The organism is Albimonas donghaensis (assembly GCF_900106695.1).
Taxonomy (GTDB): Bacteria; Pseudomonadota; Alphaproteobacteria; order Rhodobacterales; family Rhodobacteraceae; genus Albimonas; species Albimonas donghaensis.
Window position 1 is genome coordinate 449826 of sequence record NZ_FNMZ01000003.1, and the last position, 25703, is coordinate 475528.

Sequence of the window (25703 nt, forward strand, 5' to 3'; positions counted from 1 at the left end):
ACGCCAAAAGGACCCTCCCCGGCGGGTCCGCGCCTACATCGCCTCAAGATAGCGGGCGAGCTCGGAGGGCGGGACCTCGCGCTCCACCACGTCCAGCTCCCGCGCCGCGTTGTCGATCAGCAGGCCCACCAGAGGCTCCCCCAGCGTTTCGGCCAGGAAGGTCGAGCCCTGGGCCGCCTCCATCGCCTCGCGCAGGGTGGCGGGCAGGGGGCGGCGGTTCTCCAGCGCGTAGGCGTCGCCCTCGGTCGGGCGCGTGGGCTCGATCCGCTCGGCGATGCCGCGCAGGCCGGAGGCGAGCTGCACCGCCATCAGCAGATAGGGATTGCAGTCGGCCGCGGCCTCCCGGCTCTCCATCCGCACGGTGGGGTCGTCCTCGGGGCCTTCGCCCTCGATCACCCGCAGGGCCACGGTGCGGTTGTCGATCCCCCAGCTCGCGGTGATCGGCGCGTAGGAATAGTTCATCCGCCGCCGATAGGCGTTGGGATGGGTGGAGCCGACGATGGAGCTTTCGCGCATCGCCGCCTGGATCCCGCCGAGGAACCAGCGTCCGGTCTCCGACAGCCCGCCCTGGTCGGCGAAGGCGTTGATCCCGTCGCGCCACAGCGAATGGTGGACGTGAAAGCCGTTGCCCGACCGGTCGTGGAAGGGCTTGGCCATGAAGCTCGCCACCAGCCCGTGGGGGCGCACGATCTGCTTGACCATGCCGCGCAGCAGCAGGGCGTGGTCCGCGGCCTCCAGCGCCGGGGCGTGGCGAAGGTTGACCTCCACCTGGCCGGCGGAGAATTCGGGGTTCGACTGCTCCACCGGCACGCCCATCTCGGCCAGGTGGCGGCGGATCGGGCCGAGCACCGGCTCCAGCTCCGCCGCCCGGCCGAGCCCGTAGCATTCGGGCCGATCCTCGCGCGGGCGCAGGGTCTTGTCGTCGAGCAGGTAGAATTCCAGCTCCCCGGCCGCGCGGGGCTCGAACCCCATGTCGCGGGCGCGGGCGACGGCGCGCAGCAGCGGCTGGCGCGGGTCGATGGGGATGGGCGAGCCGTCCTTCTCCCGCGCCTGGCCGAGGCAGAGCCACACGCCCTCCTCCCACGGCACCGGGCGCAGGGGGCCGCGGGGGACGATGGTCAGGTCGGGAAAACCGCCATCCGCCGAGGAATAGGCGTTCGGCACCAGCAGCGAGCCCACATCCATCGCGAAGAAGGTGTTGTCGAGCGCGATGCCCCGCCGGCGAACCGAGCGCCAGTGCTGCGCCGTGACCCGCTTGCCGCGCAGGATGCCGTTGAGGTCGCCGACGCCGACGACGACGGTATGGCAGCCCTCGGGCAGCGCCTCGGGCGGCAGCGCGTCGCTGGGATCGGGCGCGCCGTCCACCCCGTAACCCGTCCGCATCGCGCTGTCGGAAACCATGCCTCGCCCCTGTTCTGTCCGGAGGATACCGGCCCCAGACCTATCCCGATGGCCGAGGCGGCGGCAAGACGGCGAAACGCGGGCGCGCCGGGCCGGGAAGCCGCCATGCGCCGCGTCCCGCGGGCGCCAGGCCGCGCCGTCCCGCCCGCGGCGCACGGAACCGGGGGGCGAGGGCGTCACCGGCCGCCCCTTCGGCGGTCATGCCGCCCGTCGCCTCAGGGGGCGGGCGGGCTCGTCCATCAGCGCTGACCGAGAAAGGCCGAGGCCTCCGCGAAACTGGAGAACACCTGCGTCGCCCCGGCCGCGCGCAAGCGGCGGGGCAGGTCCGCGTCCGCGTGGCCGCCGCCTGCGAACCCCCAGGGCTCCATGCCCGCGGCCCGCGCCGCGCGCACGCCGTTGACGCTGTCCTCGATGACCCGGCAATCCGCGGGATCGGCCCCCAGCCCCCGCGCCGCCCGCAGGAACAGGTCGGGCGCCGGCTTGCCGTTCGCCACCTGGTCGCCGGCATGGACATGCGGCCCGAAATACCGCCTCAGCCCGGTCTTGCGCAGCTTGAACTCCAGCGCCGCCGCGTTGCTGGAGGACGCCACCGCCCGCGGCCCGCGCAGCCCCGCCGCGAACGCCTCCGCGCCGGGAAGAGGGCGCAACGCCCGCTCCAGCCGCTCGGAGGCCTGCGCGGCCATGCGCTCGAACGTCCCCGCGGGCAGCGGACCCAGCCCGCGCGCCCTGTGATCGCGCTCGATCTCCCGGCGGAAGGCGGCGTCGGCCAGCCCGACGAAACGGGTCAGATAGGCCGCATCCTCATAGACCAGCCCGAGGGCCGCCAGATGCTCGCGTTCCACGGCGAGGTGGATGACCTCGGAGTCGACCAGCACGCCGTCGCAGTCGAAAATCACGGGGGAGGCGTTCACCGGGCGGATCCTCGAAGGCGGGGGGGAAGCGGGAGGGAACGGTCGGACGGCGCGGTCAGGCGGCGCCGCGAAGCGCCTCGATCTCCCGGCGCAGGGCGCCGATGGTGTCCATGGCGGCGTCGAGTTCCGCGGTGCGCTGGGTCAGGTCCCGCCGCAGCTCGGTCTCGGTCTCCTGCGCCGCGGCGATCAGCCCGGCCTCCCGCGCCGCGGTCTCGGCGGCCAGCGCGTCGCGGGCCTCCTCCGCGTCGGCGAGCCGGCGCGACAGGTCGGCCAGCGCCCGCGCCTCGGCGCCCCCGCGCCGGCGGATCTGCGCCCGCAGCGCCCCCAGCGCCCAGCCCAGGGCCGCCGCGACCAGCAGCGCCGCCCCCAGCGCGACGGCAAGCTCCAGCCGGGTCATCCGCCGCCCTCCCTGTCCGGGCCGGTCTCGGGCCCGGTCCCGCCTTCGCCCAGCGTCGCGGCGCTCATCGCGGCGTCGGAGAACTCGATCCGCCGGTTCGCGGCCCGGCCCGCCTCGTCGCCATTGTCGGCGATGGGGCGGCTTTCGCCATAGCCCTGCGCCACCATGCGCGACAGCGGCACGCCGCGGGCGTGGAGCGCGTTCAGCACCGCCCCCGCCCGCCCCTGGCTGAGCCGCTGGTTGGTGCTTTCGCGCCCCTGGCTGTCGGTATGGCCGCCGATCTCCACCACCAGCCCGCTGCAGCGCGTCAGGATCGCCGCAAGCCGGTCCAGCACCGCGCCGCTGCCGGCCTCGATCGACGTCTCGCCGGGGGCGAAGCCGATCGGGTCCGCCGCCACCTCCGCGGCGAGGGAGATCAGGCAGTCGCGCCCGGGCAGCGGCAGCCGGGCGGCCAGCGCCGGCAGGTCCACCGTGACCACGCTGCGCGCCGAGAGGCCCAGTTCCCGCAGGGGGGCGAGCGCCGCGTCGGCCTCCCGCGCCGCGGCGGGACGGAGGGAGGCGCCCTCCACCCGCACCGCCTCGCCGTCATAGCGCAGGGCGCCGCGGTCGAGCGGGCGCAGCGCGTCGATGCCGGCCAGCGCCGCGCGTCGCCAGGTCGGGGGCGGGGCGGCCTCGGCCAGCGACATCGCGTCGTCCACGGCCATCGCCCCGAAGCGCGCCCGCGCATAGGCCGCCACCGCCGCGCGGCTGGCCGCGTCCGGGGCCCCGCCGCCCAGCGTCACGGCGCCGTTCTCGTCCCGGCGCAGGGCCAGCCAGCGCGGGGCGCGGCCTTCGTCCTCCGGATCCTCGGCGCCCTGCATGCGCGGCCCGGCCCGCGGCGGCGGCGGGGTCAGGTGCAGCGCGAAGGACGGCGGCAGCTCCGCCGCCAGCGCCCGCGCCACGCGGGAGAAACGCCCCGGCCCGACCGAGGGCGCCGCCACCAGCCGCGCTTCCGCGTCGATGATCTCGAACCGCCCGGCGCCGAGCGCGCCCAGCGCCCGCACCCCGGCCGCCGCCGCCTCGCCCCAGCGCTGGGACGGCGCGCCGACGCCCAGCCGGCACAGGCGCTCGCCCGACCCGTGGGTCTCGGCGCCGGGCAGTTCGGCGAAGGCGGCGAGCACCTCGCGCCCCTCGGCCTCCGAACGCATGTCGCAGCTCAGCAGGGCCGGGCCGGAGGGGCCGAAGGACACGCCGAAGCGAAACGGGGACAGGGCCGGCGGCGGGGCGGAGATGTCGAGCAGCAGGGTCGTGCCCTCGGGCGCCGCGGCGCGCAGGACTTCGGTCGCGGCGTCGGCGGCGTCGCGGCTGGGGGCGAGCGCGGAGAGGGACAGCACGCCGGGGGCGAGCTCGGCGCGGGCGTCGCCCAGGGCCGCCACCGCGGCGATGGCGGCGCGGGCCAGCGCCAGGCGCTCCGGGTCGGGCGGGCTGCGGCGGGGCACGGTGGCGTCGGCAAGCTCGGGCGCGCCGTCGATGGCGGCCAGCGCCGCGCGCAGGGCGGCGACGAGGTCGGGATGGGCGGCCCCGGCGGCGACCAGCGAGTCGCCGCTGCGCGCCAGCGTGAGCGGGGAGCCGAAATCCGCCGCCGGCGCCGCGGCGGCGGATTTCGGCTCGGCCGGCGCCTGACCGGGCTGGGGCGGAACCGGGGCCGGGGGCGTGGCCTCGGCCCCGCCGTCGGGTCCGGGCTCGGCCTCCGCCTCCGCCGTCGCGGTCGCCCGAGGCGCGGGATCGGGCGCGGCGGGCGCGGCCTCCTGGATCGGCGTGGTCGCGGTCGCCGCGTCGCCCGCCGCGGCCAGAAGCACCGGGGCGCCGGCCTGCGCTTGCCGGAGGATGGGCGCGGGGCGGGGCGCCGGATCCGCCGCGGGATCGCCGCGGGACGGCGCCGCGCGCGCCGCGTCGTCGGCGATGCGCGACAGCGGCGAGGCCCCGGCCAGCGCCGCCAGCGCCGCGCCATGGGCGGCCGCGTCAGGATAGGCGCCCAGAAGCGACAGCCGCAGCCCGTCGGCCTCGACCCTCGCCCAGTCGGCGCCGATGGCGGTCAGCGCCCCGGTCGCCCGTGCGGCGGAAACGCGCCCGATCTCGCCGGCCCCGACCCACGCGCCCGGCCCGACCAGCAGCGCCAGGGCGACGAGCCCGGCCGCAAGCAACGGTTTGCCGTATCGGGGCCCCTCGTCGGCCGCGGCCGTGGCTTCGCCCGTCACGTCACCCGCCTCGGGGCCAGTTTCGGGGCCAGTTCCGGGGCCAGTTCCGGGGCCGGCCGCCTCGGCCGCCTGCGGCTCCGTCGCGTGATCGTCGCCGGGCTGATCTTCGTCGCGCATGGGATGGCTTGTCCTTCGCTCGCGCGCCGGGAGCGTTTCGGCCCCCCGGCGATCCGCCCCCCGGCTGGTCCGCCCCTTTCGGGCGGGCGCGCTTCCTACCTACTTGCCCCGCCCGCCCGCGCGCAAGCAAGAGCCGCGGCGATCCCGAGACCTCCGCCGATGCGAGAGCCGGGCGCGCTCAACCGGCGCCTAGGACGCCGCCGCGCCCTCCACCCGCCCGCGCCGATCCGGGCGCAGCGCGGCGTAGAGCACGTGGCTGCGCCAGCGCCCGTTGATCTGCAGATAGCTCTGGGCCACGCCCTCGTATTTGAACCCGCAACGCTCCAGCAGCGCGCGCGAGGGCTTGTTCTCCGGCAGGCAGGCGGCCTCGATCCGGCTGAGATCCGCGGCGCCGAAGGCGTGGCCGCGCACCGCGGCCAGCGCCTCCGTCATGTAGCCGCGGCGCGCGTAGCCCTGCCCGACCCAGTAGCCGACCGTGCCCGCCTGCGCCGGCCCGCGCCGCACGTTGTCCAGCGTGATCGCGCCCACCAGCGTGCCGGCCGGCACGTCATCCGCCCCGTTGGCGAAGATGAAGAACGGCGCGCCGCGGCCTTCCTCCACCAGCCGGCGCGCCCAGGCCACCCGGTTGCGGAACGCGGCGCGTGAGAGGTGGTCCCGCGCCCAGAGCGGCTCCCATTCCCGCAGGAAGGCGTCGCCCTCCCGCCGCAGCCGCGCCCATTGGGCGTGATCGGCCATCACCGGCGGGCGCAGCGCCAGCCGGGGGGCGTCGAGCCGAAGCTCCGGCTTGCGCCGGAACAGCACCGGGCCCGGCCCCGGCTCAGCCCGCCAGCCGCGCCAGAAGCGCGTCAGGCGTGGGGGTGTCGGAGACCGGGCCGTAAAGCGCCAGCGCCAGCTTGCCGCTTCCCGCCATCTTCGCGGCGGCGGCGCGCACGGCGTCGGTGTCGACGGCCTCGATCCGGGCGACGGTTTCGTCCGTCGGCCAGACCCGGTCCCAGATCAGCAGGGAACGGGCCATGCGCTCGCACCGCCCGAACGGGCTTTCGAGGCCCATCAGCAGCCCGGCCTTGAGCTGCGCGCGGGCGCGGGCGGTCTCGGCGGCGTCGGCCTGGGCGGCGGCGCGGTGGATCTCGTCCATCACCAGTTCGGACAGACCCTTGATCTCCCCGCCGCCGGTGCCGGCGTAGACGGTGAAGAGCCCGGTATCCTCATGGGCGGAAGCCTGCGCGAAGATCGAATAGCACAGCCCCCGCTTCTCCCGCGCCTCCTGGAACAGGCGCGAGGACATGCCCCCGCCCAGCAGCGTCGCCACCACCTGGCCGGCATAGAGATCGTCGGCGTTCCAGCCCGGCGCCTCCAGCCCCAGCGCGAAATGCGCCTGCTCCAGCGGTTTCTCGAACCGCCGCTCGCCGCCGATGAACTTCGCCGGCTCCATCGCCGGGGGCGCGCGGCGCTCCAGATGGCCGAACAGCGCCTCCGCCTGCCGGCACAGCGCGTCGTGGTCGACGTCGCCGGCGGCGGCGATCACGATCCGCTCGGGCGCGTAGCAGCGGGCGACGAAGCCGCGCAGCATCCGCTCCGACACCGCCTTCACATGCTCGTTCTCGCCCAGGATCGGCCGCCCGAAGGCCTGGCCGGGATAGGCGACCTCCTGCAACCAGTCGAAGATGATGTCGTCGGGGGTGTCGAGCGCCTGGCCGATCTCCTGCAGGATCACGCCCCGCTCCAGCTCGATATCCTCGGGCGTGAAGATCGGGCGGGTCAGGATGTCGGCCAGCAGCTCCAGCCCCAGTCCCGCGTCCTCGCCCAGCACGCGGGCGTAATAGGCGGTCGCCTCGCGCGAGGTGTAGGCGTTCAGGTATCCGCCCACGTCCTCGATCGCGACGGCGATGTCATAGGCCGACCGGGTGTCGGTGCCCTTGAACGCCATATGCTCCAGGAAATGGGCGACTCCGGTCTCGTCCGCGGTCTCGTGGCGCCCTCCGGCCCCGATCCACACGCCCAGCGCGGCGGAGGCGAGGCCCGGCATCCGCTCGGTCGCCACGCGGATCCCGTTGGGCAGGGTGTGGAGACGCATCTCCGGAGCGGCGGGACGTGCGGTCAAGAGCGGACCTCCATGCGGATTTCGCGTTCCAGCGCGGCGAGATCGTTCTCGACGATCCGCAGGCGCTCGGGCGCGTCGAGGATATGGGCGAGGCGCGGCGGCAGGTCGGGGCGCACGCCGCAGGCCGCCTCCACCGCGTCGGGGAACTTGGCGGCATGGGCGGTGCCGAGCACCACCATGGGAGTGGCCGGCCGGCCGCGGGCGTCGGAGGCGGCCTTCACGCCGACGGCGGTATGGGGGTCGATCACCTGTCCGGTCACCTCGTGGATGGCGGCGATGGTGGCGCGGGTCTCGTCCTCATCCGACCGGCCGCTGTCGAACTCGCCCCGCAGACGGGCGAGCGCCGCGTCTGGCAGCGCGTAGCCGCCCTGCTGGCGCAGCGCCTCCATCAGGTTGACCACGGCCTGCCCGTCCCGGTCCAGCAGCTCATGCAGCAGCCGCTCGAAATTCGAGCTGATCTGGATGTCCATGCTGGGCGAAATGGTCGGCTCCACCCCGTCGATGCGGTGCATCCCTGTCTGAAGCGTGCGGTGCAGGATGTCGTTGCGGTTGGTGGCGATCACCAGCCGGTCGATCGGCAGCCCCATCGAGCGCGCGATATGCCCCGCGTAGATGTCGCCGAAATTGCCGGTGGGGACCGAATAGCTGACCGGCCGGTGCGGCGCGCCGAGCGCGACCGCGGAGGTGAAGTAGTAGACCGCCTGCGCCAGCACGCGGGCCCAGTTGATCGAGTTGACCGCGGCCAGCCCCATCTCGTCCCGGAAGGCGTGGTCGTTGAACATGCCTTTCACGAGCGCCTGGCAGTCGTCGAAATCGCCCTTCACCGCCAGCGCGTGGACGTTATGCGCGGTGGGGGTGGTCATCTGCCGGCGCTGGATCTCGGAGACGCGGCCATGGGGGTAGAGGATGAAGACGTCGACGTTGTCCAGACCCGCGAAGGCGTCGATGGCCGCCGACCCGGTGTCGCCCGAGGTCGCGCCGACGATGGTCACCCGCGACCCCCGCGCGGCCAGCGCATGCTGGAACAGCTGGGCGACCAGCTGCATCGCGAAGTCCTTGAAGGCCAGCGTCGGGCCGTGGTGGAGTTCGAGGATCCAGTCGTTCTCGCCGATCTGCACCAGCGGCGCGCGGGCGGCGTGGCCGAAACCGGCATAGGCGCGGTCGATCAGGGCGCGCAGCGCGTCCGGCGCCACCGAGTCGCCCACGAAGGGGGACATCACCCGGAAGGCGGTCTCCTCGTAGCCGAGACCGGCGAGGTCGGCGATCTCGTTCCACGGCAGGGTCGGGATGACCTCGGGCACGTAAAGCCCGCCGTCGCGGGCGAGCCCGGCCAGCATGGCGTCCTCGAAGGAGAGGACCGGGGCCTGTCCACGGGTGCTGACATATCTCACGCGGGGGGCTCCTTGCCTTCATGTCGCGTCTGCGCGCCGTCACGCCCCGGCCGGGGCGCGCGGGTTCGGGCGGGGGATGGCCCGGGCGCGGCGCGTCTCGCGTAGCGCATCGGCGCGGGGGAAACAACGCGCCGGGTGGGCGCGGAGGGGGCGAAGAGGGGGCGAAGACGGAGACGGGGGCGGCGTTGGGGGCGGAAACCACGGGTTTCGCGGTCGCCGGGACGGGACGGGGCGCTCCGCCCGCCGCGCGCGGCCTGCGACGGCGCCGCCCCTCGGTCCGGTCGGAGGGTCGCGCCGGCCGTCCGCGCGGGGCAAGGCCCCGCGCCCGGCCGCGCTGCGGCCGGCGTCTCCGCTTTGCGGAGACGGGGACGGCTCCCGCCCCTGTTCGCACCGGCCGCGGGGGGCGGACCGCGCAGGGCGCGCGCGGCGGCCCGCCGGTCTTGACCTGTCGCCTCGGCGCGGCTTGAAACGGCGGGTCGCCTGCCCTCCGCCGCCCGTTTCTCACCGAAAGCGCCCCGCGATGACCGGAACCGCCCCCGCCGCCCCCCTTCCCGCGGACGCCACCGTCGATCCGGCGGCGGCCGAAGCGGCGCTCACGGCCATGCTCGACCGCCTCGGCGTCGCCGTCACCCGGCACGCGCACCCGCCCCTGCGCACCGTCGAGGAATCCCGCGCCCTGCGCGGAACCCTGCCCGGCGCCCACTGCAAGAACCTGTTCCTGAAGGCGAAATCCGGCGAACACTGGCTGGTGGTTTGCAGGGAGGACCGCGCCGTGCGGATCTCCGATCTCGGGCGGGCGCTGGGCGCCGGGCGGGTGTCCTTCGGCACGCCCGAGGACATGGGCGCCCTGCTCGGCGTCGCGCCCGGCGCGGTCACGGCGCTGGGGGTGGTCAACGACGTCGCCAACCGCGTCCGCCTCGCGGTCGACGCGCAAATGATGGCGGAGCCGGTGCTCAACGTGCATCCGCTCCATAACGAGGCCACCGTGGCCCTGACCACCGCCGACCTGCGCCGGGTCTTCGCGGCCACCGGCCACAGCCCGCTGGACGTGGACTTCGACGCGCTCGAAGCGCTCGCCGCCGCGGCTCGGGGCTGACGCGGGCGGCCTCCCGCCGCGCGTCTCCGCCAGCGCCGGATCCCGTGGGGCTGAGACGGTCCTCTCCGCCGTGTCCACGGGCTCCCTGCGGGCCCCGTGCGCCCCATCCGCGTCAGACCCGCCGCCGTCGCCGCAGCAGCGCCAGCGCGGCGATTCCGCCCAACGACAACGGCAGCGCGGCGGGGGCGGGCACCGCGGCGAGGGGCGTGAACTCCAGGTCGTAGACGCCGAAATAACGGGCCCGGAACTCATGCGTTCCCGGCGCGACCGTCGCCGCAAGGACAAGCGGCGTCGGCGGGGTCACGTCCAGCAAGACGAGATTCAGATAGAAACTGATGTCATCGATCGTCTTGCCGTCCGCCGCCTCGAACCCGATCAACCGGATCCGGTGCGGCGCCGTGAACGTGTAGCTGAACGTGTCCCGACCGCCGGCGACCGTGCCGAGCATGTGGAACCCCTCGCTCGCGCCGAAGGTCCCCAGGTCCAGCGGCGAGGCGTGATAGGTCGGGTCATCGACGTTCCCGGCCGGGTCCGGCGTGCCGGCGGGGACCGTGTAGGGCGCCGCGCCCGCATCCCCGGCGCGGCCGGATTCGTAGAAGGTCTGATAGGTCACCGCCCCGGCCCCGCCCGCGCTCAGGCCCGCGCACGGAACGGCGGCCAGCGCCGCGATCATCGCCATTCTCAAGCGCCGCGCGCCCCCTCGCATCCGCCGCCGCATATCCGCGTCTCCCTTTCGCGCGGATCCGGCGGGGGAGCGTCGCCCCCCGCGCCGGATCGTGAACAGGTCGGCCGCCTTCCCCCGGGGGGGAGGGCGGTTCCTCAGGCCAGCAGAACCAGGTCGACGTCGCCCGCGTCGGTGTTCGCGACCACCGCCACCAGCACCGAGTCGATGTAGATTTCGGCATCGCCGTCGAGATTGGAATCCTCCGCGGTCACCGTGAAGCCGGTGGACTTGAGAATGGCGATCTCATCCTTCCCGACCTCGTAGTCCATGATCGCGTCGACGCCCGCGTCCTTGCCCTTGGCGTTGAAGAGGAAAACGTCGGCGCCGTTCCCGCCCCACAACTCATCGTCGTTCTTGTCGCCCTGCAGCCGGTCGCGACCGTTTCCGCCGAACAGCGTGTCCTCGCCGGCCGAACCGTAGAGCGTGTTGTGCCCGTTGGCGCCGCGGAGCGTGTCGTCGCCCTGGTTGCCCAGCAGGATGTCGTTCTTGCCGGCGCCCTGCAGATCGTCGTCGCCGCCCAGGCCGACCAGCAGGTTCTCGATCCCCTTCTGGCCGCGCAGCGCGTCGTCGCCCTCGGTTCCCGGCATGGTCAGCGGCGCCTCGACCCCGTCCTCGATCAGTGAAACCGCCGCCGGGGACTGTCCGAATACCGTCCGCCCCAGCACGTCCGGAGCCGCGGCCCCGAGCAGCACCACCTGCAGCGTTCCGTTGACGGAGACATGGGTGTCGCCGGCGATCTCCTCGAACACGAAGACCGCGCCCCTGGCGTCGGGAAAGGACAGGGTGTCGAGCGCGTCGAAATCGGTGATCGTGTCGACCCCGGCCCCGAAGGCGTATGATTTGGCGAGGAACAGGTCGGCGCCGTCTCCGCCGGTCAGCAGATCCTCGCCGGCGTCGAGACCGATCAGATCGTCGCCGGCGCCGCCGTTGATGATGTCGGAGCCGCCGCCGCCGTGAAGCGCGTCGTCGCCGCCGCGGCCTTCCAGCGTGTCCTCGCCCTTGCCGCCTGGCAGCAGATCGCCCAGGTCGCCGCCCGCGATGCTGTCGTCGCCGGCCTGGCCGGCGAGGGTGTGCGCCTGGTCGAGCCCCGGCGGATCGCCGTCGATCGCGCCGTCGAAAATGTCGTCACCTGATGTGAGACTGATGCCCATGGTTGAAACCGTTCGGGTATGTGCGGAAATCGCAGCTGATGAAATACGCGCGCGAGCGGAACTGGCTCGACTGGCTCGCCGATTCAAACACAACCGGAGGTATGATGAGATGATTCAAGAGCGCCGGTGAAGATTATCTCCCACCCTGCTCGTGAGACGGGCCCGCGCGACAGGCTCCGTCGACGCGCGAGCCGCCTGCCCCCGGGACGCGTCCGCCGATCCCCGACCAGGCCGCGGTCGCGTCGTGAAGCCCCGGCCCGTTTCCGCGCCTCCGAACACGGCCCGAAGCCGCGCCGATTACCCCGGCGACGGTTGCCGGACAGCCCCTCGACCTCTACTTAGAGGGCGACTGATTTTTCGGACGGCGGCGTCCCCGGCAGAGGCTGGGGCGGCGCGTCCACGCGCGAAGGGACCGAAGCGATGCTGGAACTGGGTCAGGGCGCCGGCGCCGGAACGCCCGCCGACGCCGACATCATCAAGGACGTGACCGAGGCCACCTTCATGGCCGACGTGGTCGAAGCCTCGAAGACCACGCCCGTCATCGTCGATTTCTGGGCCCCGTGGTGCGGGCCCTGCAAGCAGCTGACCCCGGCGCTCGAAGCCGCGGTCAAGGCCGCCGGCGGCAAGGTCAAGCTGGCCAAGGTCGACGTCGACCAGAACCAGATGATCGCCGGCCAGCTGCGGGTGCAGTCGATCCCCACCGTCTACGCCTTCTTCGACGGGCAGCCGGTGGACGGGTTCATGGGCGCCGTGTCGCCCTCCGAACTGAAGGCCTTCGTCGACAAGCTGGTCGGCATGGGCGGAGGAGAGACCCTCGCCGACGCCATCGCCGCCGCCGAGGAGATGCTGGAGCAGGGCCAGGCCGAGGACGCCGTGCAGGTCTTCGCCGCGATCCTCGAGGAGGACCCGGAGAACCTCGAGGCCATCGGCGGTCTGGCGCGCACCTTCGTCACCCTCGGCCGCTTCGAGGAGGCCCATGCCGTGCTCGCCCGCGTGCACGCGCTCAAGGTCAACGACCCGGCCATCGCCCATGCCCGCGCCCAGCTTGAACTGGCCGAGCAGTCGGCCGGCGCCTCCGGCGAATCCGCCGCCCTGCGCGCGAAGGTCGAGGCCGACCCGGACGATCACCAGGCCCGGCTGGAACTCGCCCAGGCCCTGATCGCCGAGCAGGACAACGAGGCCGCGATCAACGAGCTGCTGGAGCTGTTCCGCCGCGACCGCGAGTGGAACGAGGGCGCCGCCAAGACCCAGCTGACCACGCTGTTCGACAGCCTCGGGCCCAAGGATCCGCTGGTCGGCAAGGGACGGCGCCGGCTGGCCTCCATGGTCTTCGCCTGAGCGGCCCGGGCCCATGCCCCGCCGCTTCTCGCTGGGCGATCTGCCCGACACCATCCCGGTCTTCCCCCTGCCGGGCGCGCTGCTGCTGCCGCGCGGCCGGCTGCCGCTGAACATCTTCGAGCCCCGCTACCTGGCGATGATCGACGATGCGCTGAAGACCGACCACCGCCTGATCGGCATGATCCAGCCGTTCGAGGCCCCGGACGGCAATGACCCGCGCCTGCGCTCCATCGGCTGCGCCGGGCGGCTGATCTCGCTGACCGAGGCGGATGACGGCCGCTACCTGGTCACGCTGGCCGGCATCTCCCGCTTCCGGGTGGCGGAGGAGGTGGAGGGCTTCCAGCCCTATCGCCGCATCCGCCCGACCTGGGACACGTTCCGCCGCGACCTGGGGTCGGAGGAAGAGGACCCGGATTTCGACCGGGACGATTTCCTCGACACGCTGGGGCGGTTCTTCTCGGTGGCCCAGCTTTCGTCGGACTGGGACACGCTGCGCGAGGCGGATGAGGAGATGCTGATCAACTCGCTCTCCATGCTCTGCCCCTTCGAGGTCGAGGAGAAGCAGGCCCTGCTGGAGGCTCCGACCCTGTCCACAAGGCGGGAGACGCTGGCCGCGCTGATGCAGTTCGCCATCGCCTCGGGCGGCGACGACGGGGCGGTGCAGTGACCGCCGCCGGCGACGCGCCGGGGCGCGGGGACGACGCGGCGGGCGGTTCCGGCCCCCAGGGATCGGGGCCGGACGAAGGCCCGACCTCCCCCCCGACCCCGAACTCCCCCCCGACCCCGACGCCGGCCCCGCCGAAGGCGGCGGAGGATCATCCCGCCGCCGACCTCCCCCCTCACGCCCTGCCGCCGCATGTGGCCCGCCACCCCGAGCAGGACCCGGAGACGCGTCTCCAGCGGCTGACCGCCGATCGCAGGATGCTGGAAACGCTGGTCTGTCCGGCCACCCAGTCGCGGCTGGACTATGACCGGGCGGCGCAGGAGCTGATCTCCCGCAAGGCCCGGCTCGCCTTCCCGATCCGCGACGGCATCCCGGTGCTGCTGGTGGGCGAAGCCCGCGCGCTGGACGACTGAGGGGCGCCCGCCGCCAGGATCCCGGCGCGCCGTCCTCGTCTCGTTTTCGTTCTCGTCCCGCCCCGCGGTCAGCGTTCAGCGGTCCTGTCCGCTCCGGCGCCCGTCCTCGTCGCCCCGATCACCGGCAGCCGCGCCTCGAACCGCGCGCCCTCGCCCGGGCGCGCGGGGGCGAGCGTCAGGTCGCCGCCGAAGCGCCGCATGATCTCCCGGCTGATCGCCAGACCCAGCCCGGCGCCGCCCCGATCCTTGCGGTCCCACCCGCGGGAGAACTTGAGGAACACCCGCTCCCGGTCCGCGTCCGCCACGCCGGGGCCGTTGTCGCTGACCGACAGCCGCGCCACGCCGCCGGAGACCGACATCTCCGCCCACACCCGGGGCGCGTCGGAGTCGTTGTATTTCAGCGCGTTGGACAGCAGGTTGATCAGAACCTGGGTCAGCCGGTCCGGGTCCGCCATCACCCGCGCCCCGCCGGCGCCGTCGCCCTCGCCGGCCCGCAATTCGATCTCCGCGCCCGCCGCGCGGGCCAACCCGCGCACCGTCTCCACCGCCTTCGCCATCACCTCGGCGGCGTCGGTGGGGACCACGGGCAAGGGGGTCTCGCCCCGCTCCAGCACGTTGAGGTCGAGGATCTGGTCCAGCAGCCGGGTCAGCCGCAGGCTCTCGCCATGGATGATCCCGATGAAGCGCTTCGCATCCGCGCTCTCGGTCTCGCCGCCCTCCAGCAGGATCTCGGAGAACGCCCGCACCGAGGTCATCGGGGTGCGCAGCTCATGGCTCACCTGGCTCAGGAAATCGTCCTTCTGCGCGTCCAGTTCCCGCAGCCGCGCATTGGCCTCGCGCAGCTGGCGGGCGGCGAGTTCCAGCTCGCGGCTCTTGCGCTCGACCTCGTGGGAATACTCCATCAGCTGCACGGTCTCGTCGGCGATGCGCATCAGCTCGGTGAGGGAGATCGTCTCCCCCCCCGCCGCCTTGGTGACCATCGCATGGGCCGAGGCCGCCCCGACCGAGCCCGCCAGCTTGCGCTCCAGCGTCTGCACGAAGCGGTCGGTGGCGGCGGGCATTCCCTCCCGCCCCTGCTCCAGCGCCGCCTCGCGGAACAGGCGCTGGGCGGCGCCTCCGCCGAGAATGCGCTGGGCGAGCACGAACAGGTCTTCGGAGGCGGCTTCCCGTCGCACGATGCCGGCGATCTGGGCCTCGCCGGTGCGGAACACGTCCACGAAGATCGCCGATTGCAGCCATTCCAGCGGCGAGGGCTCGCGCGCCAATGACCCGGCCACCAGCAGCGCGACATTGACGGTCATCGACCAGAAGACGGCGTGAACCAGCGGGTCCATCCCCTCCAGCCCCAGCAGCGCATGGGGGCGCAGGGCGGCGAGGCCCAGCGGCCCGTCCGCCAGCACCCCGGCCGGCAGCAGCCCGGTGGCGGGCAGCAGCAGGGTCCAGGCCCAGACCGCCGCGCCCCCGCCCAGTCCCGCCAACGCCCCGACCCGCGTGGCCTGCCGCGAATACAGCCCCGCCAGCAGCGCCGGCAGGAACTGCGCCACGCCGGCGAAGGCGATCAGGCCGATCGAGGCCAGCGCCGCCGCCCCCTCCGAAGCCTGGTGATAGAGGAACCCCAGGAACAGCACGCCGAGGATCGAGCCCCGCCGCCCCAGCAGCAGGATGCGCCGCACGTCGCCGGAGAACGCCTCGGTCTCCGACCGCGCCCGCAGCACCAGCGGCGTCACGATATGGTTGGAGATCATCGTGGACAGCGCGATGGCCGCGACGATGACCATGGAGGTGGCCGACGAGAACCCGCCGATGAACACGAAGATCGCCAGCGCCGTCTGCCCCTGCGCCAGCGGCAGCGACAGCACGTACATGTCGGGATTGGCGCCCTCGGGCAGCATCCGCAGCCCCGCCGCCGCGATGGGCAGCACCGACAGCGTCATCGCCAGCAGGTAAAGCGGGAACAGCCAGCCGGCGGTGGCGAGGTGGCGCTCGTCGTCATTCTCCACCACCGTCACCTGGAACTGGCGCGGCAGGCAGATGATGGCGGCGGCGGACAGCAGGGTGATCACGGCCCAGCGGGCGCCGAAGCTCTCCTCGCCCAGTTGCAGCATCTCCGGGGTCAGGTCGACCAGCGTCTCCGACACCCCGCCATAAAGCGAGAACACCGCGAACCCCCCCACAGCGGTCAGGGCGGCGAGCTTGACCAGCGCCTCCAGCGCGATGGCCGCGACCACGCCGAAATGGCGCTCGTTGACGTCCACCGACCGCGTGCCGAACAGGATGGTGAACAGCGCCATCCCCGCCGCCACCCAGAAGGCCGCGGCGCCGGTGCTCTCGGCGAAGTCCGGCCCGGCCACCAGGGTGAAGCTGTCGACCACGGCCTTGAGCTGCAGCGCGATATAGGGCGTGCACCCGACCACCGCGAGCAGCGTGACCATCACCGCCAGCGCCGGGCTCTTGCCATAGCGCGAGGACAACAGGTCGGCGATGGAGGTGATGCGCTGCGACCGCCCGATGCGCACCAGCTTGCGCAGCAGGAACCACCAGCCGGCGAAGACCAGCACCGGCCCGGTATAGATCGCGACGTAATCGAGCCCGCCGCGCGCCGCCTGCCCCACGGCGCCGTAAAAGGTCCAGGAGGTGCAGTAGACCGAGATCGACAGGGTGTAGACCCAGGGGCTGGTCAGCCAGTCGCCGCCCGGCCGCCGCATCCGTCGGTCGGCCCAGAAGGCCACGCCGAACAGCACCGCCACGTAAAGCAGGCAGACGCCCAGCAGCAGATCGACGCTCAGCGTCCTCACAGGTCGTGGTCGGAGTTGAGCAGCCGGCGCGACAGGGCGCGGACCACGAGGATCAGCCCCAGCCAGAGCGTGAGCAGGAACACCAGGATCGCCGGCGCCCCGAAGATGCGCCCGTCATGGGCGAAGATCCGCACGAAGGGCGGCATCAGCGCGAAGAAGGCGGCGATCGGCAGCAGGCCGGACAGCGTTTCGGCCCGGCGCCGGCGCAGAAAGCGGGGACGCCCGGCCCCCTCGTCCTCCCGCGTCGGGGGGCGGGCGGCGCGGGGCGCGGAGGGCGGGTTCACGGGATCGGACGCGTCCGACGGCTCGCGCCTATCCATCCCCGCCTCCTCTGCGGCGCGCCGCGGCGTCGCCTCGTCGGCCGGGCGGCGCATCGGCGCCCCGGCGGTCGGGACCCGGCGCGCGGCCGGTCCCGCTCACCGCGGCTCGGCCGGGCCGGCGCCCACCAGCCGCAGCACCTGGGCGACCACGTCGCGATTGGAAAAGGGCTTGGTGATGAAGGCGTCGGCGCCGATCTCCTCGGCGGTGCGCCGGTCCTGGGCCTGGCCCTTGGCGGTCAGCATGATCACCGGCAGCCCGGTCAGGCCCGGATCGGCGCGCAGGCGGCGCAGCACCTCGAACCCGTTCAGCCGGGGCAGCATCACGTCCAGGATCACCAGGTCGGGGCGGGTCTCCGACGCCTCGCGGCAGGCCGTCTCCCCGTCGCCGGCGGCGGAGATGCTCAGCCCCTCGCGCGCCAGGATGAAGCGCAGCGATTCCACGATATGCGGTTCGTCCTCCGCGATCAGCACGCGCTTGGCGGCCATGATCGGTCCTCTCCCCCTGCCGGGTCTTCGCCGGCTGCGAATCCTCCCCGGGGGGCCGCCTGTTGGCCGGCGTCGCTCCCCCGCATCGTCCGCGGCGGGGCTGACCCCGCGCGGACGTCTCGCGGGAACTGTATTGCGTTTCCGGAGCGGAGCAAACCGTTCGATTCCCGCTCCCTTACGCAGCGTCTCCGTCCCGCCGCCGCGCCCCCTTGCCAGCGCCCCGCCGCGGGTCCATGCCATGCGTCCCGCCCCCTTTCCCGGAGCCGCCATGCAACCGCGCCACGCCGTCGCCGCCGGACACAAGCTCGTCGCCGAGGCCGCCGCCCGCGCGCTCGCCTCCGGGGGCACGGCGGTCGACGCCTGCGTCGCCGGCGCCCTCGCCGCCTGCGCGGCGGAGCCGGGGCTGGCCGGGCTCTTCGGCGGCGGCGTTCTGCTGGTGCGGGAGCCGTCGGGCCGCGCCCGGCTGCTGGACTTCTCCGCCCAGGCGCCCGCGCGGCGGCGTGCGGACCGGGCGCCGTCCTTCCGCGCCGCGACCGCCGCCCCGGACGCGGCGCATCCCGCCCGCGCCCTGCGCCTGGGGGCCGCGACCATCGCCGCGCCCTGCGTCGCGCCGGGCCTGGCGGAGGCCCATGCCCGCCTCGGCCGCCTGCCCTTCGCCGAGCTCGCCGCCCCCGCCATCGAGGCCGCCCGCGCCGCGCCGCTCTCCGCCTTCCAGGCCGGGCTGCTGGCGCGTCATGCGCAGGTCTTCGCGGCCGACCCCGCGGCCCGCGCGCTCTACCGCCCGGACCCCGACCGCGCCCTCCGCCCCGGAGAGCCGCTGCGCAACCCGGCGCTCGCCGACCTGCTGGAGGTCTTCGCCGCCGAGGGCGCCCGCTTCATGGCCGAGGGCGAGCCCGCCGCCATGCTGGCCGAGCTCGCCTCCGCCGGCGGCCACCTGACCCGCGAGGACATCGCCGGATGCGCGCCCCGCTGGCGGGACCCGACCCGGACCCGGCGCGGCGCGATGCGGCTGACCCTGCCGGGGGCGCCCTCGGCCCAGGGGATGGCGGCCGGCTGGGCGCTGGACCTGCTGGCCCCGCCCGCGCCGGGCGCCCGTCCCCGCCCGGCGGATCCCGTGGCGCTGGGCCGGGCGCTGGCCGCCGTCTCCGGCCCGCGGCTGGACGCGCTGGCGCGGGCGTTGTCCCGCCCCGATCCCCGCCCCGATCCGCTGCCCCCCGTCTCGGACGAAGCCGTCGCCGCCTGGGCCGCGCTCTCGTCCCGCGAACGCGCGCCGACCGACGCCGCCGCCATCTGCGCGGTGGACGCCTCGGGCATGGCCGCCGTCCTGATGCTCGCCAACGGGCCCGGCTGCGGGCTGATCGTGCCGGGGCTGGGCGTGATGCCCAACAACCTGCTGGGCGAGATCCCCGTCCCCCCCGACGCGCCCGAGGCCCGCGAGACCGAGTTCCCCGAGATCTGGACCCCCGGCCGCCGCCTCGACGGCGCGCTGCTGCCGGTGATCGTGGAATGGCATGACGGCACGGTCGCGGCGCTGGCCGCGGCGGGGGGGAGCGATCCCGCCGCGGGGGCCGAGCCGCGCGCCGCCCTGCTCGCCGCGCTCTCCGGGCTGCTGGATCGGGGCGAGGCGCTGGACCTGGCGCTCGCCGGACCCCGTGTGCAGGCCGCCGCCGTCCACGATCCCGACGCCGCCCGCAGCCGCCCCCCGACGCGGGCGCGTTTCGAGGACGCCTTTGGCGATCCGTCCCGCGACGCCCTGCTCTCCGCCTTGCCGGAGGCCGAGCCCGCGCCCGCCGAGAACCCCGCCTTCGGGGCGATGCTGGGCGTGCGCCGGGCGGCGTCGGGCGCGGTGGAGGCCGCGGTGGATCCGCGCCGCGAGGGGGCCTCGCAGGTCGGCTGACCGGCGGGACCGGAGGCGGGCGGGTGCGGGCGGGGGCGCACAAGGTTACCGCTCGCCCCAAGCGGTTAACCCGCGCTTAACCCCGATTGACGAGGCTTCTCGTCAAATCGCGACGATCGCCGTCGCGATGCCCATTGCGGGGCCGCCACGGGGACAGGCCGATATGAGCGATGCTTTCGCGGACCCGCCCCACCCCGCCTCACGCCGAACGGGGGCGCGCGCGGGCGCCGTCGGGCTGGCGGGCGAGGGGCCGGGCCAGCCGCGGCTCGGGCGGCTGTTGCTCGACCGCGGCCAGGTGGCGCCGGCGGCGCTGGCCGCGGCGCTGGCCGCGCAGCGGGTCTCGGGCGCCCGGCTCGGGGACGCGCTGCGCGCCCGCGGCCTGGCGCCGACGGCGGCCCTGGCGCGCGCGCTCGCCGATCAACGCGGTCTGCCGGTGATCGATCCCGGCGCCGATCCGCCCGACCCCGCCCTGATCGCCGCCGCGCGGCTCGACGCCATGGCCGGCTGGCGCGCCATGCCCTGGCGCGCCGACCCGCCCGAGGCGCCCGGCCGGGTGCTGCTGGTCACCCCCGAACCCGACCGCGCCGCGCCGGACGGCGATCTCTCGGCCGTCGCCGCGGCGCTGGGCCTGCCTCCGGGCGCGGTCCCGGCGCTGGCGATCTGCTCGCCCGAGGCCTGGGAGACCGCGTGGCTCGCGCTTCCCCCCGACCGCCGCGCCGCCCGCGCCGCCCGCCGCACGCCCGAGGCGCTGAGCGCCCGGCGCCTCGGCGACCGCGCCACCCGGGTGGGCTTCGCGCTGACCTTCGCCGGTATGGGCGGCGCCGCGGCGCTGTGGCCGGCGCCGGTGCTCGACACGCTGTTCCTGGCCGCGCTGGCGCTGAACGCGGTGAATGTGGGGCTGCGGGTGGCGGCGCTGTGCCTGCGCAAGCCGACCCCGCCGGAACGCGGCCGGATGGCTCCGGCGACATGGCTGGCCGCCGCCTCGGAGACGGCCGCGACCCGGCGCGACGCGCCCGCGCGCGAGACCCCGCATCGCCCCGCGCGCCCGAAGGCCGCCGCGCCCGCTCCGCCCCGATCCGACGCGGAGCGCGGGCCGCAGGCCGGCGATCCGCCCGATCCCTGGAAAGGCCGGTTCCGCCAAGCCGACGCCTCCCCCGCGCCCACGCGCCGCGCTTCGCCCCTCCCGCCCGAAGCGCCGCAAACTCCCGACCCCTGGAAAGGCCGTTTCCGTGCCCCCGGAGGCTCGGTCGCCCAGCCGCCCCGCCCTGCCGCCGCCCCGGCGCCCCCGGGCTTCGCCGAGGCGCCGGCCCCGCATTTCGACAGGCCCGCGCCCGCGCCTTCACCGCGCAGCGCCGCGCAGCTCGACGCCCTGCGGCGGCGGCTGGGGGGCGGCGCGCTGCGGGCCGCGAGCGTCCGCCCGCCCGGCCAAGGCGGCGCCGGCGCGCAGCCGCTTTCCGGCCCGGCGCCGATGCGGCGGGCCGAGCCGGTCCCCACCCCCGCCCCCGCCCCCGCTCCCGTCCCCGGCTCCGCCTCCCCCTTTCGCCGCCCCTTCGGGCCCGCGCTCTTCCCGCATCCCGCGCCGCCCAGCCCCCCGGCGCCGCCCGCCGCGATCCTGCCCATGGTCACGATCATGGCCCCGCTGCATCGCGAACCCGCCGCCGCCCCGGGCCTCATCGCCGCCCTGCGCGCCATCGACTACCCGCCCGAGCGGCTGGAGGCCCTGATCGCCATCGAGCATGACGACCACGCCACCGCCGCCGCCATCCGCGCCGCCGACCCGCCGCCCTGGCTGCGCATCATCCCCGCCCCGCCCGGCGGGCCGCGCACCAAACCGCGGGCGATGAACCACGCGCTCGACCTCGCGCGCGGGGAGATCGTGGGGATCTACGACGCCGAGGACCGCCCCGACCCCGGCCAGATCCGCCGCGCCGCCGCGATCTTCGCCAAGGCCCCGCCGCGGCTCGCCTGCCTCCAGGCCCGGCTCGCCTTCCACAACACCGCCGACGGCTGGCTGCCCCGCTGCTTCGCGATCGAGTACATCCAGTGGTTCCACCTGGTCCTGCCCGCCATGCGCCGGATGGGCTTTCCGATCCCGCTCGGCGGCACCTCGCTGTTCTTTCGCCGCCGGGCGCTGGAGCGGCTGGGCGCCTGGGACGCCTGGAACGTGACCGAGGACGCGGATCTCGGCCTCCGTCTCGCGCGGGCGGGATACGAGACCGGGCTGGTGGACTCCGACACGCAGGAAGAGGCCGTCTCCCGCCCGCTGGCCTGGATCCGCCAGCGGTCGCGCTGGCAGAAGGGCTACCTGCACACCTGGATGACCCATATGCGCCGGCCCGTGCGGCTGTGGCGGGAACTGGGGGCGGTCGGCTTCCTCGGGTTCCAGGCGCATTTCGTGGGCGCGGCCTCGGCCTTCCTGGGCCAGCCGCTGCTGTGGTCGGCCTGGTTCTTCTGGGGGTTCTACGCCGAGGGATTCCAGGCGACCGGCCTGCCGCCGGGATTGATCGTCGCGCTGCTGGCGGCGCTGCATCTGGGCCAGCTGGCGATGCTCGCCGGCGCGCTGGAGGGGCTGCGCCGGGCCGGGCGGCTGGACCTGGCCTGGTGGACCCTGACCCTGCCCTTCTACTGGCCGCTGGCGACGCTCTCGGCGATCAAGAGCCTGATCGAGGCGGTCGCCGCCCCGATGTGGTGGGACAAGACCGAGCATGGCGCCGGCCTGCCGGTGACGCCCTCGTCGTCTCCGCCGCGCCGGTCGCGCCGGTCGTGGGGGGCGCGCCGGCCGCGCCGGGTCGCGGAGGCCGCAGGGCGCTAGCCGCTCACCATTCCCAGCCGCCGTTCTCCATCCAGCGGCGGCGGCGGGTCTCGCCGATCATGCAGTCGATGCGCGGGGCGCGTGTCATCCCGCCCAGCCCGGCCTGCGCCGGGATCGCCCGCGGCGGCTCCGCGGCCGGCGCCCCGGCGCGCTCGCCCGGCGCGGGGGGAAGCCCCGCGATTTCGAGGATCAGCTTGCGCCGGATGGTCTCGGCGAATTTCGAGGCCTCGTGCAGCGGCAGCACGAAGGCCAGCGGGCCGCCGATCACGCAATCCTCGTAATAGACGTCCAGCTCACGCAGGCTGAACGGCCCGTCCCGCGCCTTCAGCATCACCGGCAGCCCGTTGATGGTCACCCCGCGGGCGACGGCGGCGTCGCGGGCCGCCTCCACCCCCGCGCCCGAATTGTTGGGGCCGTCGCCGGAGATGTCGATGACCCGGCGCAGGCCCGCATAGGCGTTGCGGTCGAACTCCCCCGCCGCCCAGTCCAGCGCGCCGGAGATCGAGGTGCCCACCGCGGCGCGGATCGGCCCGGCTTCGAGCGCGGCGGCCAGCGTCTCGGCGCCCGACGCGTCCTCGATCAGGGTCCAGCCGCCGATGACGTTGCGCGAATTCGGCCCCGCCCATTCGAAATACAGCACCGCGATGCGCCCCAGGAGCCCGCCGCGGGCCGCCGCGATGACGTCCGGGTCGCGCAGGGCGCGGACATAGCCGTCGCGCTGCAGGCGCAGCTCCTCGATGTCCATGGAGCGGGAGATGTCGACGGCCAGGATCAGCTCCATGTCGACCTCCAGCGTCCCGGCGTCGGCCGCGGCGGTATGGAGCGGCGCGGCGGCGGTCGGGCCGCAGGGCGCCAGGGCCGCGGGCAGGCCGGCGGCGAACAGCAGGGCGAGAGCCCGGCGGAGACAGGCGAGTCGGCGTCGCATCCGTCACGATAGGCGCGCCTCGGAGATTCCGGCAACGCCGTTGATGCCGGCCCGCCGCGCGCGCCCCGTCACGAGCCCGCGAGCCGAAGCGGCCCGGCCCCGTTTCCGCCCCCGGTTTCCGCCCACGCCCCCGGCCTCCCGCCCCGCGGCGACCGCGAAAGATTCTCGCCCCCCTTCCCGACGCTTCCGCCCGCGGCCGGCCGGGGGCGCGTGGGGAAAGGCCGGGACCGAACCGCCACCCCTCGACCTCGTGACCCGCGCGACGGACCCGCCGCATTGCCTGAACTTCCCGCTCCGGCTAATCACCGGGCATGGCAGGCCGGATCCGCTCCTTGTGGGAATTCGCCAACCCCGCCCGCTTCATGCGGATCAGCGGGGTCGCGCTGCCTTGGGTCTCCGTCCTCGCGGCGCTGGCCCTCGTCGCCGGGCTCGGCTGGGGGTTCTTCGCCACGCCGGACGACTTCCGCCAGGGCTCGACCGTCAAGATCATCTACATCCACGTCCCCGCGGCGATGATGGCCATCAACATCTACGTCATGATGGCCCTCGCCAGCCTGGTCTGGCTGATCCGCCGCCACCATGTCTCGGCGCTCGCCGCCAAGGCGGCCGCCCCCGTCGGCGCCGCCATGACGCTGATCGCGCTGGTCACCGGCGCGCTCTGGGGTCAGCCCATGTGGGGCACGGCCTGGGCCTGGGATCCGCGGCTGACCTCCTTCCTGATCCTGATGTTCTTCTACGTCGGCTACACCGCGCTCTGGGCCGCGATCGAGGACCCGGACGCCGCCGCCGACCTGACCTCGGTGCTGTGCCTCGTGGGGTCGGTCTTCGCCATCGTCTCCCGCTACGCCGTGCTGTTCTGGAACCAGGGCCTGCACCAGGGCGCGTCCCTGTCGCTGGACCGGGAGACCAACGTGGACGACGTGTTCTGGCGCCCGCTGGTCCTGTGCCTCGTCGGCTTCTTCCTGCTGTTCCTCGCGCTGCTGCTGCTGCGCGTGCGCACCGAGATCCGCCTGCGCCGCGCCCGCGCTCTCCGCCTGGCGGCGGGGGAGGGCGCGTGATGCCGGATCTCGGCGACTACGCGGCCTATGTGCTGGTCTCCTACGCCGCCGCCCTCGTCGTGCTGGGCGCGGTGATCCTGTGGTCCCTGCGCGCCGCCGCCCGCGCCAAGGCGGAGCTTGAGCGGCTGGAATCCCGCCACGGCCGCCGCCGGTCCGTCGCCCCCGTTTCCCATCCCGAGGAGCCCCCCCGATGAGCGCCAAGGGCAAGTTCCCCGTCTGGATCCTGTTTCCGCTGGTCGCCTTCCTGGCGCTGGCCGGACTGAGCTATCAGATGCTGGGCCGCGACCAGGACGCGCTGCCCTCGGCCCTGATCGACCGGCCGGTTCCCGAATTCGACCTGCCCTCCCTGCGAGAGGGCGCGCCGAACTTCGCCACCGCCTCGCTGAAGGGACAGGGCGTGCGGCTGGTCAACATCTGGGCGAGCTGGTGCGGCCCCTGCCGGATCGAGCACCCGGCGTTGATGGAGCTGGCGGAGATGGGCGTGCCCATCGACTCGATCAACTACAAGGACAAGCGGGAGAACGCGCGCGGCTTCCTGGCCGAGCTCGGCGACCCGTTCGCCCAGGTCGGCGCCGACATCAAGGGCCGGGCGGGGATCGAGTGGGGGGTCTACGGCGTGCCCGAGACCTTCGTGATCACGGATGACGGGGAGATCGCCTACAAGCATGTGGGCCCGATCCAGAACGCGGATCTGGAGACCCGGATCCTGCCGGCCCTGCGCGCCGCCGGCTGGACCCCGCCGGAGGGTTAACCCTCCGGCCTGTCGCCGGTTTCGGCCGTCTCGACCGGGGCGTGACGCTTGAGCAGCGGCATCTGCGCCATCATGAACAGGAAGGTCATCGCCGGGCTGCCGAAGGTCTTGAAGGTGACCCAGAACTCCTCGGTCTGGGTCCGCCAGATCGCCTCGTTCAGCGCGGCGGCGAACAGGAACCACAGCGCCCAGCGCTGGGTCAGCACGGTCCAGCCGCGATCGGTCAGCGGCAGCGCGGCGCCCATCAGGTCGCGCAGATAGCTGCGCCCCCGCCACAGGCCGAAGCCCAGGGCGAAAGCGAACAGGCAATTGATGATGGTCGGCTTCATCTTGATGAAGGTGGCGTCCTTCAGCCACAGCGTCAGCCCGCCGAAAACCACCACCACCACCGCCGTCACCACCGCCATCCGGGGCAGGTCGCGCGTCAGCGCCCAGGACGCGGCCAGCGCGCCGAGGATCACCGGAATGAACACCGCCGTCGCGGTGAAGATGTCCGTGCGTTGATAGACGACGAAGAACAGGACCAGCGGCCCGAATTCGAGCGCGATCTTGAGGAAGGGCGAAATCGGGCGAGGCGAGCTGTCCATGCCCTTGCCTAGCGCGCGCGCGTCCCGGCGTCGAGCGCGCGCGCGCCGCGCCGGCCGCGTCCGGGCGACGCGACCCGGACCGCGCGCCCGACATTTGCGCGCGGTGCTCGGCCATGGTTTCCTGACCGTCG

23 protein-coding genes are annotated in these 25703 nt (G+C 74.4%); 9 read left to right on the forward strand and 14 right to left on the reverse strand.

Annotated features, from left to right (window positions below; all coding sequences use genetic code 11):
* Positions 1-33 precede the first annotated feature (33 nt).
* From BLV24_RS11545 to thrC, 7 genes are all read right to left on the reverse strand, one after another.
* Positions 34-1401, reverse strand: coding sequence for a glutamine synthetase family protein (locus tag BLV24_RS11545; RefSeq protein WP_218133394.1), 1368 nt, complete (start codon positions 1399-1401; stop codon positions 34-36).
* 239 nt (positions 1402-1640) lie between these two features.
* A complete protein-coding gene (locus tag BLV24_RS11550; RefSeq protein WP_092681809.1) occupies positions 1641-2312 on the reverse strand; it encodes an HAD family hydrolase in 672 nt (223 codons plus the stop codon).
* A gap of 55 nt (positions 2313-2367) precedes the next feature.
* Complete coding sequence (locus BLV24_RS21975) at positions 2368-2709, reverse strand: hypothetical protein (protein WP_092681811.1); 342 nt, start codon at positions 2707-2709, stop codon at positions 2368-2370.
* On the reverse strand, positions 2706-5063 hold the full coding sequence (locus tag BLV24_RS22850) for an OmpA family protein (RefSeq protein WP_092681813.1): 2358 nt from the start codon (positions 5061-5063) through the stop codon (positions 2706-2708). The genes BLV24_RS21975 and BLV24_RS22850 overlap by 4 nt, the downstream gene beginning before the upstream one ends.
* 189 nt (positions 5064-5252) lie before the next feature.
* On the reverse strand, positions 5253-5864 hold the full coding sequence (locus BLV24_RS11565; RefSeq protein ID WP_092681815.1) for a GNAT family N-acetyltransferase: 612 nt from the start codon (positions 5862-5864) through the stop codon (positions 5253-5255).
* A gap of 16 nt (positions 5865-5880) precedes the next feature.
* On the reverse strand, positions 5881-7137 hold the full coding sequence (locus BLV24_RS11570) for a M16 family metallopeptidase (RefSeq protein ID WP_092681817.1): 1257 nt from the start codon (positions 7135-7137) through the stop codon (positions 5881-5883).
* 23 nt (positions 7138-7160) lie between these two features.
* Positions 7161-8555 carry a threonine synthase gene (thrC, locus tag BLV24_RS11575; RefSeq protein WP_092681819.1) on the reverse strand — a complete coding sequence of 465 codons (1395 nt, stop codon included), beginning with the start codon at positions 8553-8555 and terminating at the stop codon, positions 7161-7163.
* A 520-nt stretch (positions 8556-9075) separates the two neighbouring features.
* On the opposite strand from thrC, the gene BLV24_RS11580 reads away from it, so the two are divergent.
* On the forward strand, positions 9076-9651 hold the full coding sequence (locus BLV24_RS11580) for a prolyl-tRNA synthetase associated domain-containing protein (RefSeq protein ID WP_092681821.1): 576 nt from the start codon (positions 9076-9078) through the stop codon (positions 9649-9651).
* A 112-nt stretch (positions 9652-9763) separates the two neighbouring features.
* On the opposite strand, the gene BLV24_RS11585 is transcribed toward BLV24_RS11580, so the two are convergent.
* Positions 9764-10324: a hypothetical protein gene (locus tag BLV24_RS11585; RefSeq protein ID WP_143040299.1), complete on the reverse strand. Its 561-nt coding sequence runs from the start codon at positions 10322-10324 to the stop codon at positions 9764-9766.
* Positions 10325-10470: 146 nt separating this feature from the next.
* Entirely contained in the window at positions 10471-11526 is a 1056-nt protein-coding gene (locus tag BLV24_RS11590) for a calcium-binding protein (RefSeq protein WP_092681825.1), read from the reverse strand.
* Between the two features lie 420 nt (positions 11527-11946).
* Between BLV24_RS11590 and trxA the strand changes: the two genes are divergently transcribed.
* The 3 genes from trxA (at position 11947) to BLV24_RS11605 (ending at position 13941) form a co-directional block, all read left to right on the forward strand.
* Positions 11947-12864 (forward strand): thioredoxin, encoded by a 918-nt coding sequence (gene trxA, locus BLV24_RS11595; protein ID WP_092681827.1) that lies wholly within the window; start codon positions 11947-11949, stop codon positions 12862-12864.
* A gap of 13 nt (positions 12865-12877) precedes the next feature.
* Positions 12878-13531, forward strand: a complete 654-nt coding sequence (locus BLV24_RS11600; protein WP_092681829.1) for an LON peptidase substrate-binding domain-containing protein — start codon at positions 12878-12880, stop codon at positions 13529-13531.
* Positions 13532-13785: 254 nt separating this feature from the next.
* The gene (locus tag BLV24_RS11605; protein ID WP_092682085.1) at positions 13786-13941 is read left to right on the forward strand and encodes a Trm112 family protein; all 156 of its coding nucleotides are present in this window, start codon (positions 13786-13788) and stop codon (positions 13939-13941) included.
* 68 nt (positions 13942-14009) lie between these two features.
* Here the strand turns inward: BLV24_RS11605 and BLV24_RS11610 are convergent, their stop codons facing one another.
* From BLV24_RS11610 to BLV24_RS11620, 3 genes are all read right to left on the reverse strand, one after another.
* Positions 14010-16736, reverse strand: coding sequence for a sensor histidine kinase (locus tag BLV24_RS11610; RefSeq protein ID WP_245710523.1), 2727 nt, complete (start codon positions 16734-16736; stop codon positions 14010-14012).
* A complete protein-coding gene (locus BLV24_RS11615) occupies positions 16733-17056 on the reverse strand; it encodes a hypothetical protein (RefSeq protein WP_092681831.1) in 324 nt (107 codons plus the stop codon). Before BLV24_RS11615 ends, BLV24_RS11610 begins: the two co-directional genes overlap by 4 nt.
* A gap of 96 nt (positions 17057-17152) precedes the next feature.
* Complete coding sequence (locus tag BLV24_RS11620; protein ID WP_092681833.1) at positions 17153-17542, reverse strand: response regulator transcription factor; 390 nt, start codon at positions 17540-17542, stop codon at positions 17153-17155.
* Between the two features lie 268 nt (positions 17543-17810).
* Between BLV24_RS11620 and BLV24_RS11625 the strand changes: the two genes are divergently transcribed.
* Together BLV24_RS11625 and BLV24_RS22855 are read left to right on the forward strand one after the other, a co-directional pair.
* Positions 17811-19439 (forward strand): gamma-glutamyltransferase, encoded by a 1629-nt coding sequence (locus tag BLV24_RS11625; RefSeq protein ID WP_176954714.1) that lies wholly within the window; start codon positions 17811-17813, stop codon positions 19437-19439.
* 163 nt (positions 19440-19602) lie between these two features.
* Entirely contained in the window at positions 19603-22251 is a 2649-nt protein-coding gene (locus tag BLV24_RS22855; protein WP_092681837.1) for a glycosyltransferase family 2 protein, read from the forward strand.
* Between the two features lie 4 nt (positions 22252-22255).
* Here BLV24_RS22855 and BLV24_RS11635 read toward each other — a convergent pair whose 3' ends face one another.
* Complete coding sequence (locus tag BLV24_RS11635) at positions 22256-23176, reverse strand: DUF1194 domain-containing protein (RefSeq protein ID WP_092681839.1); 921 nt, start codon at positions 23174-23176, stop codon at positions 22256-22258.
* A 311-nt stretch (positions 23177-23487) separates the two neighbouring features.
* Between BLV24_RS11635 and ccmC the strand changes: the two genes are divergently transcribed.
* From ccmC to BLV24_RS11650, 3 genes are read left to right on the forward strand one after another with little or no spacing between them, the layout of a single operon-like run.
* Entirely contained in the window at positions 23488-24234 is a 747-nt protein-coding gene (gene ccmC, locus BLV24_RS11640) for a heme ABC transporter permease CcmC (protein WP_092681841.1), read from the forward strand.
* Entirely contained in the window at positions 24234-24428 is a 195-nt protein-coding gene (gene ccmD / locus BLV24_RS11645) for a heme exporter protein CcmD (RefSeq protein ID WP_092681843.1), read from the forward strand. The genes ccmC and ccmD overlap by 1 nt, the downstream gene beginning before the upstream one ends.
* Positions 24425-24985, forward strand: coding sequence for a DsbE family thiol:disulfide interchange protein (locus BLV24_RS11650; RefSeq protein WP_092681845.1), 561 nt, complete (start codon positions 24425-24427; stop codon positions 24983-24985). The genes ccmD and BLV24_RS11650 overlap by 4 nt, the downstream gene beginning before the upstream one ends.
* Here BLV24_RS11650 and BLV24_RS11655 read toward each other — a convergent pair.
* Positions 24982-25572 carry a septation protein A gene (locus BLV24_RS11655; protein ID WP_092681847.1) on the reverse strand — a complete coding sequence of 197 codons (591 nt, stop codon included), beginning with the start codon at positions 25570-25572 and terminating at the stop codon, positions 24982-24984. The two genes, BLV24_RS11650 and BLV24_RS11655, sit on opposite strands and share 4 nt — an antisense overlap.
* Between the last annotated feature and the right edge of the window lie 131 nt (positions 25573-25703).

Excerpts from the sequence above, each read along its gene's own strand:
- BLV24_RS11590 (WP_092681825.1), bottom strand. The coding sequence starts at position 11,526 with ATGGGCATCAGTCTCACATCAGGTGACGACATTTTCGACGGCGCGATC.
- BLV24_RS11600 (WP_092681829.1), top strand. The coding sequence starts at position 12,878 with ATGCCCCGCCGCTTCTCGCTGGGCGATCTGCCCGACACCATCCCGGTC.
- BLV24_RS11650 (WP_092681845.1), top strand. The coding sequence starts at position 24,425 with ATGAGCGCCAAGGGCAAGTTCCCCGTCTGGATCCTGTTTCCGCTGGTC.
- ccmD (WP_092681843.1), top strand. The coding sequence starts at position 24,234 with ATGCCGGATCTCGGCGACTACGCGGCCTATGTGCTGGTCTCCTACGCC.
- BLV24_RS11625 (WP_176954714.1), top strand. The coding sequence starts at position 17,811 with ATGCAACCGCGCCACGCCGTCGCCGCCGGACACAAGCTCGTCGCCGAG.
- BLV24_RS11585 (WP_143040299.1), bottom strand. The coding sequence starts at position 10,324 with ATGATCGCGGCGCTGGCCGCCGTTCCGTGCGCGGGCCTGAGCGCGGGC.
- BLV24_RS11620 (WP_092681833.1), bottom strand. The coding sequence starts at position 17,542 with ATGGCCGCCAAGCGCGTGCTGATCGCGGAGGACGAACCGCATATCGTG.
- BLV24_RS11545 (WP_218133394.1), bottom strand. The coding sequence starts at position 1,401 with ATGGTTTCCGACAGCGCGATGCGGACGGGTTACGGGGTGGACGGCGCG.
- BLV24_RS11615 (WP_092681831.1), bottom strand. The coding sequence starts at position 17,056 with ATGGATAGGCGCGAGCCGTCGGACGCGTCCGATCCCGTGAACCCGCCC.
- BLV24_RS11580 (WP_092681821.1), top strand. The coding sequence starts at position 9,076 with ATGACCGGAACCGCCCCCGCCGCCCCCCTTCCCGCGGACGCCACCGTC.
- BLV24_RS11605 (WP_092682085.1), top strand. The coding sequence starts at position 13,786 with ATGCTGGAAACGCTGGTCTGTCCGGCCACCCAGTCGCGGCTGGACTAT.
- trxA (WP_092681827.1), top strand. The coding sequence starts at position 11,947 with ATGCTGGAACTGGGTCAGGGCGCCGGCGCCGGAACGCCCGCCGACGCC.
- BLV24_RS11635 (WP_092681839.1), bottom strand. The coding sequence starts at position 23,176 with ATGCGACGCCGACTCGCCTGTCTCCGCCGGGCTCTCGCCCTGCTGTTC.
- BLV24_RS21975 (WP_092681811.1), bottom strand. The coding sequence starts at position 2,709 with ATGACCCGGCTGGAGCTTGCCGTCGCGCTGGGGGCGGCGCTGCTGGTC.
- ccmC (WP_092681841.1), top strand. The coding sequence starts at position 23,488 with ATGGCAGGCCGGATCCGCTCCTTGTGGGAATTCGCCAACCCCGCCCGC.
- BLV24_RS22855 (WP_092681837.1), top strand. The coding sequence starts at position 19,603 with ATGAGCGATGCTTTCGCGGACCCGCCCCACCCCGCCTCACGCCGAACG.
- BLV24_RS11655 (WP_092681847.1), bottom strand. The coding sequence starts at position 25,572 with ATGGACAGCTCGCCTCGCCCGATTTCGCCCTTCCTCAAGATCGCGCTC.
- BLV24_RS22850 (WP_092681813.1), bottom strand. The coding sequence starts at position 5,063 with ATGCGCGACGAAGATCAGCCCGGCGACGATCACGCGACGGAGCCGCAG.
- BLV24_RS11570 (WP_092681817.1), bottom strand. The coding sequence starts at position 7,137 with ATGCGTCTCCACACCCTGCCCAACGGGATCCGCGTGGCGACCGAGCGG.